Annotated in this window: 7 protein-coding genes and 2 pseudogenes; 6 read left to right on the top strand and 3 right to left on the bottom strand. The window is 43.4% G+C overall.

What is annotated here, in order from left to right; translation table 11 throughout:
* Positions 1-296 (top strand): annotated as a pseudogene (locus tag J7E85_RS31275) (IS110 family RNA-guided transposase); the annotation flags it as partial.
* Between the two features lie 10 nt (positions 297-306).
* Here the strand turns inward: J7E85_RS31275 and J7E85_RS31280 are convergent.
* Positions 307-492: a hypothetical protein gene (locus J7E85_RS31280; RefSeq protein WP_215163913.1), complete on the bottom strand. Its 186-nt coding sequence runs from the start codon at positions 490-492 to the stop codon at positions 307-309.
* Positions 493-670: 178 nt separating this feature from the next.
* A pseudogene (locus J7E85_RS31285) lies at positions 671-1938 on the bottom strand (IS110 family RNA-guided transposase).
* A gap of 700 nt (positions 1939-2638) precedes the next feature.
* Between J7E85_RS31285 and J7E85_RS31290 the strand changes: the two are divergent.
* Positions 2639-2788, top strand: coding sequence for a hypothetical protein (locus J7E85_RS31290; RefSeq protein WP_215163914.1), 150 nt, complete (start codon positions 2639-2641; stop codon positions 2786-2788).
* Positions 2789-2965: 177 nt separating this feature from the next.
* Here the strand turns inward: J7E85_RS31290 and J7E85_RS31295 are convergent, their stop codons facing one another.
* On the bottom strand, positions 2966-3412 hold the full coding sequence (locus J7E85_RS31295) for an ArsR/SmtB family transcription factor (RefSeq protein WP_215163915.1): 447 nt from the start codon (positions 3410-3412) through the stop codon (positions 2966-2968).
* A gap of 209 nt (positions 3413-3621) precedes the next feature.
* On the opposite strand from J7E85_RS31295, the gene J7E85_RS31300 reads away from it, so the two are divergent.
* The 4 genes from J7E85_RS31300 (at position 3622) to J7E85_RS31315 (ending at position 13177) form a co-directional block, all read left to right on the top strand.
* Complete coding sequence (locus tag J7E85_RS31300) at positions 3622-3894, top strand: hypothetical protein (protein ID WP_215163916.1); 273 nt, start codon at positions 3622-3624, stop codon at positions 3892-3894.
* Positions 3895-3948: 54 nt separating this feature from the next.
* The gene (locus J7E85_RS31305; protein WP_215163917.1) at positions 3949-4224 is read left to right on the top strand and encodes a hypothetical protein; all 276 of its coding nucleotides are present in this window, start codon (positions 3949-3951) and stop codon (positions 4222-4224) included.
* Positions 4225-4274: 50 nt separating this feature from the next.
* Complete coding sequence (locus J7E85_RS31310; protein ID WP_215163918.1) at positions 4275-4547, top strand: hypothetical protein; 273 nt, start codon at positions 4275-4277, stop codon at positions 4545-4547.
* 101 nt (positions 4548-4648) lie between these two features.
* Positions 4649-13177 carry an RHS repeat domain-containing protein gene (locus J7E85_RS31315; RefSeq protein ID WP_215163919.1) on the top strand — a complete coding sequence of 2843 codons (8529 nt, stop codon included), beginning with the start codon at positions 4649-4651 and terminating at the stop codon, positions 13175-13177.
* Positions 13178-13327: the final 150 nt, after the last annotated feature.

Consider the following 13327-nt stretch of genomic DNA (forward strand, 5'->3'; position numbering starts at 1 on the left):
CAGGGAGATCACGCTCCAAACAGTGGGTGAATGAAAAAGCAACGCAACTGGAACAAATACTTGATCCTTGGAGAGAGAGCCGTTCTAGTTCGTCTCAAAGCAAGGCCCTGCTTGGGATGGTAACTTTATTGCTAACGATAAGGCGGCAGCTTGACGAGTTGGAAAAACAGATGGAGGAAATGGCGGCAAACCTGCCCGAAGTTGAACTCGTGAAAAGCATCCCGGGAATCGGAACAAAACTGGCCGCAGCCATTGTAGCTGAGATGGGAAGCCCTATCATTTCTCCCTCAGAATGATGAGATTTTCTTACGTATGCTCGCTTGTTCGCAGGATTTCACATCTCATAGAAGTGGTGAACGAAAGAATCAGATAGTGGTGGGAGTCCCTTAGAAACATGAGGGCATGCGGGAACAGAGGAATAGTCATCAATTCCCATATCGTTCCATATCCTGCACACTGCTCCATGCTGCCCTCGGTGGTTCTCCCTCCCATGACTCAACGGGTCATTGTACCCTGTCATTCCATCGTTATACCTATCCAAGGGATGGAGGCTGATCTGCTTCGTTCACGGGTCTGTGCCCTTAAGGAATGAGAATTCAGTACTCGGGTGCTTTCTTTGTCCGAAATCCTGCGAACAAGCCAATTTGCGTTATTATTAAGCGCATTCTACTTAAGCTGCAGTTGTAGCAGTAACAACTTTCTCAGGAATGTAAGTTTGTTCTTGACGAACAATGCCTACCAGAATTCGTGCCAGCTTCCCACATAGTTTTATGATAGAATGAACCTTTTTCATCTTATTCGTTCGAGTGTAGTGATGGTGGAGCGATCGAAATTCCTCATTGTTTACAACGAGGTTCAATACAGCTAAGTACAAGAACTTTCGGAGACAGGAGCGCCCTCGTTTGGTAATCCGAACCTGACCCTTATGCTTGCCGGAACTATCTTCACCTAGATGCAGCCCCGCGAGTCGGAGCACTTGTTGGCCATGGCGATACATGCTCAAATCCCCAGTCTCTGCTAAAATGCCGGCTATTGTGATTTTACCGATGCCTGGAATGGTCAATAAGCTTTGAGCTTGAGGAATATCTTTCATAAGGGAAATAGCTTCTTGTTCAAGCTGTGCCAGTTGCGTTGACAATCGTTCATACTGATCTAGTAGAAATAAAAGGGAACGTTTCACTTGCTCTGGAGCGACATTCTGAGCAATGGATTGCTGCGCTTGTTCCACTAGTGCTTTAGCGAACGATATACTTGCCCTGCGTTTCATATGAGGTTTCCACCCGGCATAGATTTCTTCCGGAGAAAGGATCTTTAGTTCTGATGGTAATGGGAACAATCTAAGGGTTACTAGAGAGGTTTTACAGCTCCAATCTTTGAATACTCGATGGTACTCTGGGAACCAGATATCCAGCCAGCGATGAATCTGATTCTGGATCGAGATGAACTGTTTAATGACAAACTCACGGTCGCTCATTAAAACACGTAGTGCTTGATAATCTCCTGTTGGCAACCGTAAGGGTGAGTAATAACCATTCTTCACCATATCGGCTATAACCAGTGCATCTTTCAGATCACTTTTGGTGGGAGAATTATCTCGATTCTCCTTGTTGCTCTTAACGTGATAAGGATTAACGGTCACTACTTCAAAACTTCTAAAAGCCACCAGGCGAGGTTAAACCAGTAATGACCTGTTGGCTCCATACCGATAATAACACCGGTCTTGTTATGTTGTTTTTGTAACGATTTAACCCAACTTAAAAGTTTTTGATAACCCACATCGTCATTTTTAAACGAACAGGGCTTGCCAAGCTCGATACCACGGTAAGTTACAGCTCGAGCAACTTGGGTCTCTTTGGCAATGTCGATACCGACAACAAGGTGATTACTGGTGATACGTTCTATCCGTTGATTTTGAGCATCATGTTGTTTAAACTTCATAGTAGATCCTCCTCCTAGATAGTGAAGGGCAATTGACCCTGTGCACAATTCCATCTTACGAGGGGGCTTCACTTTTTTCAAAGCGGAAAATTAACGCTCTACAGGAATGCTAACGGGACACGAAAGTAATATGCAACAGCAATGGCAGCGATCACTTAGATCAGCTGCCTTTGCTAATTGATTTTTACAATCGGGTAAAGTACGAGTTCTTGTCATCAACCGCCGACAGAGTTGTCGAGTGACAAGAACATATATCGTTTGCCGATTAAGGACAAGAACACATATTGTTTTACGTAAATGAAAATGATTTTCAATTATATCGAATTTTCATGTACCTTTGCTTGAGCCGACCCAATGTGGGGCTAAATATTCATCAATCTTATGCGTTCAAGAGAAGATTGAAATCAGCGTGTATCGCCATGGAGATTATTCTCAGTTGTCGTCCGTCCACTTCGCTATCGCCTCTTTGATAGCGAAACTTTTGAACCTCCGGCAGACGAACGTCTTCGGCTGCTAACAATATGTTCAGGGGCGGGAAAAGGGGCAGCAGTCTTCAAAGAGTCTCATGGATATACAAGCGTACAAGAGATAGAAATCGAAGAAGATTGTGCAGAGGTACTTAAACACAATTTTCCTCACTCCCCGAGGCAGATTATAAGATCATTTGAGACTGTTTATAGCTTAATTATTAGACAACCAGATGGCAGCGAAGTCCTTGATACATAAGGATTTTGCTGCCATCTGGTTCATGTTCTACTGTTCATCGCCTGATTATCTGGCGGAAAAATGCCAGCTATTCGCCATTTGGATTGGCGGAGCCAATGCAAAGCTTTTGCCGACAATAGCCTAATCCCTTTTCTACAGTGACGGGGGATTAGGCTATTGTTGTCAATAAAATAAAAATGCTCTCGTACCTTTGGCGAGGAACAGCGGGAGCATTAACGAACATGACTAAAATAATTCAATTTGGTCGTTCTTGCAAGGCTTCGAAACGTGGTCACAAAGTTGAACTGTTCGTTTCAACAACTTAAGAACGTGAAATATTTTTTTCCTCTTCCAGCATAATTTTAAGCCGCTGCAATCGTTGGTCCCACTTCACTCCGATTTCTTGGATCCATTGCTCGAGCTCGTTCAAAGGCTCCGTCCGGAGTAAATAACGTTTATCCCGACCTTTCTGGTCTACATACACCAACCCAGCCTGCTCCAACACTTTAAGATGTTTGAGAATCCCCTGTCGAGTAATCGTAAACTCATTTGCTAGTTGAGTAGCCGTTTTCGGGCTGTTTTTTACGAGGTTTTCCATCAACCGCCGTCGGATTGGTTCTGCATGCACGGTGAAAATCGGTTCAGCGCTCAATGAGGAATTCTCCGTCCTTCCAATAGGTGCTTTGAGGTTCTCGAGAGACAAGGTATAACCTTCACCCTCATCTGTGTCAGCAGCAGGAAGTGTATCGTAGCGACCCTGGATTCTCATCAGGTACCTCCGTACAAAATTTAGGTGTCAAAGTCAGGATGTTCTGTCATAAAATCACAAAAAATCAATATGATTATTGTATGTTTTATGATACAAAAATGGCCTCTTAACGTGTGATAAATTCGTTTGAGGTATTATGTTTCATAAAACAGTCGTTTTTGGAATATGCCCAATTTGTGGCAAATTATGAAAAAAGGAGTGATGTTTTTATGGCGTTAGTATTCAATAATGCAAATGTCGAACATGGGAAGTCTCACACTTTCACGTTCAACCAGAGGGTTACTAATGTAACCGTGGGAATTCAGGGTTATTCCGTGAAATATCCTAATAGTGACAACCATGTTAGGGCAATCGATGTCAACGCAAACATTGCAAGTATATCTGGACAACAGGTGACAGTAACTGCAAACTGTGTAATGTATGACGATTCCAAAAACTATGCCTATGGAAGTGTTGATATTACATGTATAGCAGTTGTATGATACCTCCAGCATGTTCCTCGTTTATGTATAAAATCAGAAAAGGAGTGGAGTGAAATGACCTTTAAGAGTCTGAGTAAAACAGTATCAAATGGTACCACACATACCTTTATGTTTCCATCAAAGGTGTCAAGTGCCAGTACATTAGTGCAAGGATATACGATGGAATATTCTGATAGAGACCACCATGTCAGAGAACAGAAAGTCAAAGCATCAATTACTTCCGTATCGGGAAATACTGTATCGGTATCTGCTACATGTGAGATGTTTGATGATTCCAACAAGCGTGCCTCTGGAAGTGTTGATATATTATGCATGGCTGAGCTTGAATAAACAAGGGCGGCCTAACCTGCTATAAATAACAAGTAAAGGAGTGGAATATAATGGCGATACAATTTGCAAGTCAGACTGTAAGCAACGGAAATTCCCATACATTTATATTTGAAAAAAAATTGATAAGCGCAACGGCATTTGTACAAGGGTATCAACTTTCATATCCTAACAGCGACAACCACTTAAAAAAGGCAAATGTCAAATGTGAAATTACTAATATAAATGAAAATAAAGTAACAGTAAAGGCAATATCTGAGGGAAATGATAGCAGCAGCAACAAGGCAACCGGTACTATTAATATAACGTGTGTCGCAGAGATGTAATTAATAAATAAGGTTCACAGCGAATAATTTATAGGGCTTCTTATGTAATTAGCATATGGAGCCCTATAGTATTATTTCCAAGCTAAAGTAGGAGGCTTGACATGGGAGAAAAAAATAACACAATGAATCAAATACAGATACCTGAAATACGAACATTCCAATTTGACAGCAAATCGGTCGGCGATATAAAAAACAGTGTGAACCTTTTTCGAGGAGATGTCAATTTCAGTGAGAATATAGTCAGCCTGAGCGGCAGAAATGGATTGGATGTCAATGTGACCGCTATTTATCTAAGCAATGTCCAATCACAGATAAACAAAACAAATGAACAAGCCCCTACCGGAATAATGGGGTTGGGCTGGGAAATGCCATATGACAGGATTTACAGGGGAAACAGCAATGCCTATGAGATTCCTGACATCAATTATACACTGGAAACGGGCGGAAATGCCCTGTCGTTGGTCAGGACAGCAGTAGAAATATCTTTGTTTGATTTGCCTACTACTTCAAAGTTACTTCTGACAGAGGGAAAAATATCACATGAACTAGCCGGTCTATTTCATAAAAACGGGATACGTATAGGTACTAATGCCACGGTACGTTATCGGCAGGTAGATGAAAATTGGCTTGTAACCGACTATGCGAATGAGATGCAGTATAAAATCCTACCGAAGGATGAGAGGTTGCTGGTATACAATGGAGGACTGGGATATGAAACAGTAGACTATCAATTCTGGAAGATATCCTATTATCCCGACTTTGAACGCTGGGTTGTAATAAAAGAGAATGGAATAACCTATTCCTTTGGCGGAGGGGTGTGCATAGACAATAATGGCAATAAGTCCTGTGGACAGAACCAGATACAATGGGGGGTGCGCTGGGGCAACTGGATAGGAAGCAGCAGTCTTACAGATGGCCAGGAGCAGTATCCCAGAGTATGGAATATGCATATTGCATCAAGCCTTTGGGGTGATACAATTCAGTATGAGTACGAAACTGTAGAGCAAAAGGTTGGAAGCGAAAGTGGCAGGGGATATACAAAGGCGTGCTATTTGAAAAGTATAACTGACGTATTTGGGAGGAAGGTCATTTACTTTTATAGAGACAAGGAAATCACTGAGTATGCTGATCCTCATAAGGAAGTACCGGATAACAGTCCCAATCCCTATCAGGATTGCTATGAGACCAAGTATCTTGAGAGCATCCAGGTTCATGGCGTAAACGGGCACCGTCTTTTCTCGGTGCAATTTGATTTCTGCATTAAAAATGTATCGGATGACAGCAGTAACCCTCACTTCAATAAGCGCTATTTGACAAATATGGTGAGAAAAAACCCTGATGGAAATTCACTGCCGGGCATCCTATTTGAGTATACCTGGACGAATGACCCCAATCAGCATAGAGGGGGCGTCAGGAAAATCACATATCCCGATGGAGGAAGTGTTACGTACACATACGAAAAAAATTTTTTGAAGCAGTGTGACAGGAGCATTCAGATTGATAACCCATGGCCGGGCAAAGGTTCTCCAAGAATATGGTATGGCAGCGATTATGCTGTAGTGATATGGTACAGTGAGGACGACAGCAACATGCGCTTGACGGTATATTCCTGGGTAGGAAAATGGTATGGATGGTCATGGGCTGTTAATGGCAGTGGAGATATTCAAGAAAACATAGATATTGAAAGCTTGAATGTGCAAACGGGAGATGATTTTTTTGCATTGCTGTACAAAACGGATGGCACTTCGTTTCCAGTGAACAAGGTCTTTGTATTTCACAAAAACGAATGGTGCCAAGGACAGTGGCATCTGCCTTATGAAGCGAATTTTAATTACAATAAATGGCTTCCGCAGTCTGTTGCGGGAGACAGCTTCGTTATTGTATATAACGCGTCAGAGAATGCCCCGGATAACAAAATGACAAGACTTAGTTGGGATACGTGGCAAAAAAAATGGATAGAGGAAGATTTGGGAGTATGCCCCGATCCTAATCGCAGTGATGTTTCTTTGACCGCAGGAAACGGGTATTACATCGTTATGGACTGCCCACGATATGATTCGCAAAACAACAGAATGCAAATGTTCTACCGGGATGGTAAAGGCCTGTGGCATTATGGTCCACAGTACTCTCCTACCCAGATTACACTGGCCAGAAATTCATCCGGCAGTCCTTTTTACCAGTGGGCAGCAGGGCAGTCAATGGCAGCGTTTGCATATATAAACTATTATTATAACACCGGTTGTGAATATAATCTTTTGATATTCCAATGGGACGAAGGATTTACAACGATCCGGCAGCAGACGCAAGCACAGAAATATTACTTGTACACCTCCATACTGCCTTGGATTTCGACCGGGATTATCGAGGACAGTCTTGTTGCCAGTGGCCCGTTCCTGTACCGCTATAATGGGGCTGAGTGGAAAGGGAAAAGTATTGATCAGGGCTATTCGGACAGCAATACGGTATTTAATTGGTATAGCTATGCCGAGGATTTGATTTTGTCTTCAAGAGTGGATCAAGCCTACTATACCGATCCGGTAGCTAAGTACCATTTGTACCAGCCTGCATCAGGCACCGGTTCATTTGATAAGCCTGGCGATATGCCGTGGCATGACAAATATAAATATAAGCTGCAGTACTACCCCACAGCTGGTGTAGATTATGTTACTTTCGATAAGGAAATTTTTTACCGCGGCACAAACTGGGTTAAGCCGGACGGTAATAATCCCATACAGAATCCTATTTATATCATGCCCAATATAGTGGATACCCGGGCGGTAATCAATTTTGCCCCTGAGATTATAATAGCCCTGAACTGTAACGATGAGGGTAATCCCATAAGCACTACGGCTTATTACTTGTCGGATGGAAAGGTAAGCAGAAGTGAGAATATCTATATCAATCGGAATGGCAGTATGAAAGATGCCGTGTATTACCAGATTGTTGGGAAAATAGCCGAAAGCATACAAACAGGTCTTGAAGTAAATTTAAATGGCAAAGCACCTTCAAAGGGTGGAATGCTTGCGCTATATGCCAAAGGTGAAAAGTTTGAAGAAGCCGGCAGCATACAGATTAATAAATATATCAGTAGCCATATAGCAGGATGTATCGAGGATTACCCGATAACTTCCATTGCGATCAATGACGGATATAACACTGATTATACAAGCTACCAGTATAATTTCCAGAGTGCTTTGGCAGACCCCTCATGTACGGTTGCAAAATACTATGAGGTAAAAGCTCTATACGGAAGCGGAACCGGCAAATATGGATATACGGTCTACAATTATTTCAATGGCATTATGCCTGATGTGAACACCCATGCATATCCATCCAATTTGGAAGGAAATGACGAGCAGAATTATTACAGCTTGTTAGATGGCATGCTATATAAGAAAAAGTCATATAACAATGAAGATAAGTGTGTGGAAGCTGTCACCACTTCGTGGAGGGCATATACAACAAGGTCGGATGGACAGAATCTATATAAATTGGTTAACGGGTATGTCAGGATGCGTGGTGAAACGGCTATAACGGATGGGGTAGAGAACACTGCGGTATACCAGCAAAACCTTGTAAACGGTCAGGATTCACTTGTGCAAACAAGCAATTATAATATAAATGGGCAAGAGGAAATCATCCGCACAGAAAACAAATACCTTTTTGAAGGATATGAAATTGCGACAGGTTTGAACTATCTTACTCCTGTGATCCAGGAGAAAAGCATGATAAATGGAATTATAACCGGTGTGAAAGTGGAAATGTGGAAATTATGGGAACAGGATACAGGCGAAGAAATCCTTCAGATTCCTGCATCATGGAAACAGTATATGCTGAGTACATATACCGACACACCCGATTTCCCATTCCAAAGTGAAAGCATACCTACCCAATGGGTGCAGGTGGCTGAGACGGTAAAACGGACCCGTAAAGGTTTGCTTAGCGAAATGATTGATATTGACGGCATCAGACAGGTTGCCAAGTATGATGAGAAACAAATGCTTGCCATTGCAGGTTTTGTAAATGCAAATGCTGATGAGGTGCTGTTCTGCAGCTTCGAAGGATATGAGAATACGCATGACTGGCAGTTTGATGCCAATGCCCAATTGGTGATAGGTGAGGGCCACTGTGGCAAAAACAGTGTGGAAATAAGGCCGGGAGCAGCTTTGGATGGTCTCAAGACCAAGCTGGAAATAGCCAGGTGCAGCAATGCTTACCTTGTGAGCTTTTGGATAAAGACACCGGATGGCTTTGATGGCGACACAGGAGAAGCGGGCTGCCATGTCATACTGAAAAAAGATCAGCAGGAGATATCAAGACAGATATCGGTCATACCACCTACAAGTATGGAGTGGAGCTATATAAGCAGCAAGATCACTGTTCCACAAACGGAGGAGGGGGGAAGACTTGAGATTGAAATCTACTTTGATAACAACAAAACAACCCAAAGTTACCTGTTGGATGATATAAGGTTTTCACCTTTCCTGTGCACGTACAACGGCATGGTGTATGATCCGGATTACTGCCTTACACTTGCCCAGTTGGGTTCAAACAGAGAAGCAAATCGCTATATATTTGATGAATATCAAAGGACGATAGGCATACAAGGGCCTGACGATAATATGGCGAAGGTTTCCAGTTCAGCTTATTCAAGGCAAAGAAACAATTCATTTGATCCATCGTATCCCAATAGCACCTTGGAAGTTAGCGCACGTTTGGGAGGCAGGTACATTGATTTCTACAGCTATCCTGACTGGCAGCAGTTCTTTGAAGCGGATGCCCCTGGGCAGTTTGAAATAAACGAAGGTACACTTTGCTATCTCGGACATGAAAGCATGAGCCTTGATATGATAAGGCCAGACTATCAGAATAACTATTGTGTCTGTTTTAGTATGGAAGGATTGTCACAAAAGGAAAGATTACAGATGGACAAAGATCGTATAGCACAAATGAACAGCGGTGGAATGCCGCCAAAGCTGATGGAGAAATTTGCTTCACTGGCAGCTAAAATCAGAATACATCCTGTGATCATGGACAGAAAATGGCAGATACAATTATCCGACCGTCCCGTCCTAGGCATAGACTATGATGGAAAAGAATTTATCATCACCAGAGAAGCCCCCATCATTACGGATGTAGGGGTACGTATAGGCGATAGTATGCAGATATTGTGGAATGCTGCCTTAGGACAGTGGGAGCTGTACGACTATTCTGTATCAAGCTCATCTGTTATGACAAAGCTGCAGCCGGAAATGGAAATAACGAACTGGCTGGTCATTGTGTCTCAAAATACCTTATTGTTTTATGGAGACGGTATCCAGATATTTGGGTATAACGCGCAGCAGCAAATATCCGGAAGGTTTGGCTTTTTGCTGTCCCAACCTGTTGCGCTGAGCAATATCATGGCTGTAAAAGAGCCAATTACAGGTATAGTCTATACAGACGGATCAGGCAAGACAAGGCAAACCCAACAGCTAATCGATGGAAAATCTCTTGTATCGGGAGTCGTTTATGATGATATAGGGCAGGAGGCATGTACGACAAAAGAAGCACAGCTGGCACCAGAAGAGGCAATACCCGTATTAGCCTATCGCAAAGACTTTGCTGTCATGAACTGGGATAATGGCACTATGGGAGGAGAAGTAGGCCTTTATTACAGCCCAGGTGGTGATGGCTACTCTGACGATGAAGGCTATCCATTTTCACGAAAAGTCTATGAGGCATCACCCTTGGGACGTGAAGTTGCTGTAGGAAAGCCGGGCAGCACCTATGCAGTCAACCTGGCGAGCAATCATTTCAAGACCATCACCTATCAGGCAAATACAGGGCAGGAACCGCTCCAATTGCCGGTTGGACAGTATCTTGTCCAGACAACAACGGATGAAAATGGCAGGGTACAAATGATTATAACAGATAAGCGCGGAACCCAAATTGCTGAGATTAAAAACGCGCAGCAGGCCGATTATGCCATAAGCACCTATGGAGAGCATTATTCCTACACAGCAGAGTTTTCTGGAGTTACAAGAACAATTTTGCCGCCTAACTGGTATCGTTCATCACAAGATGAGAGCAGCAAAGCTGTCATGAAAATCCAAAACAAGTATAACCTGCTGGGTCAACTGGTAGAAAAAAGGATGCCGGATGCCGGTTCTGAGCCTGGAAACGGTATGTATAATTATGTATACACCACTTCTGGAAAGCTGCGATTTATGCAAACCCCGGAGGGCTATGCAGCAGCCAGGCCATATATTTTATACTGGCTGTATGATACTATAGGCCGTGTTCTCGCTATAGGAGTTTCATATTATAATGGCAGCCTTGATACACTTTGGCAGTATGCTGATGAAACGGGATGGCTTCCCCCAGATACAGAATACCTGCATTTCAAGCAATACGTATATGACAGCAATCCCGGTTGTCCCGATGGAAATCCAAATCCAGATCAAATAGGTAGGATGACCGAAGTTACTGTATATGAACAGGAAAGTAATGGTGAGATCATGTCAGTGGAAGAATTCATCTATGATATACACGGCTATGTGACCGACTATACCATATACGCTCCGTCCTTTGGCAATGAGAAGTATTTGACAAAATACCAATACGATAACCTTGGAGATGCAGTCAACATACGGTACCCCACAGGGGATATCAACATCTGCTACAGCTATGACAATATAGGCAGGTTGTGTGCGATAGGAACAGAAGAGCAACCGAATTGCCATGCTGAACTTGCTTATTCCGCCTATCAAATGCTCGGCTCTGAAACCATACACGGAGCTGGGAATTTGAAAATCCAGAGGAATTACAGCTACAATTCTCCAGGGTGGATAACCGGTACGGAGGACAGGTATTTTAGTGAAAGAATCTATTATAGTGAAAATGGATACAAGGGTGCGGCATACTACAATGGAAGGATTGCCTCAGTAGAAAGCCGGTATTTGATGCTCGATACCGAAGGAGTATTTCCGCCATCCTATGAATACCGTTATGCCTATGATGGATTAGGGAGGCTGGGAACAGCACAAAACACAGCCGACGATGAATGGAGTATAGGAACTGTAACTCCTACAACTTATGATGCCAATGACAACATTTTGGCAATAAATGATGGAGTAACAGAGAATACTCAATATATATACCAGGCCGGAAGCAACAAAGTGATTGAAATGATTGGCAGTAACAGTGGGCGCTGTGAATATAATCTTGACGGAGCCATAGCAAGAGTACCGGGCAGATTTGAACAGCTACAATATAACAAATTCAACAGTCAAGTGACCCGCATAACTGACGCCGACGGGGATACAGTTTCTCTTGGATATGCCGGAAGAGATCAGAGGGTATTGAAAACCACTGCTGCATGTAAAAAACTTTACATCCACGGCTTAAACAACTATCCATTGGTTGAATTGACCAAATTTGGGGACGGCAGCACAACAGTGACCAGTCATATATATGGTCCGATAGGGCTTATTAAGCAGTACAAAGATGCACGGGAGCTTTTATTTATTAATGACCATCAAGCTTCGGTAAGGGCTGTCGCAGATGGCTTATCCGGACAGGTACTGGCTGCCTATGCATATAGTCCTTTTGGGGGTATGATGTGTACGCCATATGGGGAGGGCAGTATTTCGGATTACCTGTATACGGGACAGGAGCTGGACACTCAAACAGGGCTTTACAACTACCGATCCAGGATGTATGACCCTTCATTTGGACGTTTCTATTCAATGGATTCTGCCGGGCAGTATTTCAGTCCATATATATATGCAGGAAATGACCCCATTTCTCTGGTTGATCCTGACGGACAACTGGCTTTTGCTACAATTATGGCCATAGGTGCGGCTACAGGGGCGGCATTAGGGGCTGTCGGAGGCGGAATATATGCAGGTGTAAGTGGACATTCAGGAGGGGAGATAGCCAAAGATGTCTTTGCGGGACTTGGAATTGGTTTCCTTGCAGGGCTGCTGGCAGGCACAGGTATAGGGGCTTATGCCGCTACAGCAGGTGCAGTTGCGTCTACCACTGTTACATCTATGCTGACAGGTTCGGTTATTGCTGCTGGTGTAAACGCGGGAACCTCTCTGATTAAGGCAGGTGTTAGCGGTGATTGGTCTGTGACGGATATATTTGCGTCAATAGGAGTTGGCGCTGTGTCAGGTGCAGTAGCATGGGGGGTCGGATCTGGTATAAGCAGCAAGCTGACTTCAGCAGCAGCATCCAGAGTTGGAAAAATGTCCTCGAAACAGCTTTATGCCCTGGGCAGCGGTATAGGCGCCGTATCTGATGGGGTAGGAACTGTAGTGGGGCAAACTGTGGCAAATATGTTGGATATGGCACAGGGAAACGATGTAAATTGGGGTAAAAGCCTTGGTATAGCGGCAGGAGTAGGCGGTTTCTTTGGGGGTATAAACGGCGCAGCGGGAGCAAGGTTCATGTCCACCAACCAAGCCAGCATAGCAAGAAGGGTTAGCTCACTTGATGAGATATATTTCAGCTTTGAAGGGAACGGCTTTTTGCAATTTACAATAGGATATGAGAACTTTGCCCAAAAATATGGGACAGCAATATCTAGAGGTATAGGATTTTTTGCTGGCTCTACACAAAACACAGTGTCTGAAACCACCTGATGATTATGCTGAGCCAAAACTTTTTCACCGCCTAATTGAAGAGCTAGGAAGCAGAGGAGCTGTTTCCTAGCTCTTTATGTTGTACGTCCGGCAATCCAACCGGGGATGTGCATTATTCTGTAATATTGTGTCCTTATAGGTTTTGCCATT

The organism is Paenibacillus sp. ISL-20 (assembly GCF_018613005.1).
GTDB lineage: Bacteria > Bacillota > Bacilli > Paenibacillales > Paenibacillaceae > Paenibacillus_AQ.

Excerpts from the sequence above, each read along its gene's own strand:
- J7E85_RS31280 (WP_215163913.1), bottom strand. The coding sequence starts at position 492 with ATGGGAGGGAGAACCACCGAGGGCAGCATGGAGCAGTGTGCAGGATAT.
- J7E85_RS31290 (WP_215163914.1), top strand. The coding sequence starts at position 2,639 with ATGGCAGCGAAGTCCTTGATACATAAGGATTTTGCTGCCATCTGGTTC.
- J7E85_RS31295 (WP_215163915.1), bottom strand. The coding sequence starts at position 3,412 with ATGAGAATCCAGGGTCGCTACGATACACTTCCTGCTGCTGACACAGAT.
- J7E85_RS31300 (WP_215163916.1), top strand. The coding sequence starts at position 3,622 with ATGGCGTTAGTATTCAATAATGCAAATGTCGAACATGGGAAGTCTCAC.
- J7E85_RS31305 (WP_215163917.1), top strand. The coding sequence starts at position 3,949 with ATGACCTTTAAGAGTCTGAGTAAAACAGTATCAAATGGTACCACACAT.
- J7E85_RS31310 (WP_215163918.1), top strand. The coding sequence starts at position 4,275 with ATGGCGATACAATTTGCAAGTCAGACTGTAAGCAACGGAAATTCCCAT.
- J7E85_RS31315 (WP_215163919.1), top strand. The coding sequence starts at position 4,649 with ATGGGAGAAAAAAATAACACAATGAATCAAATACAGATACCTGAAATA.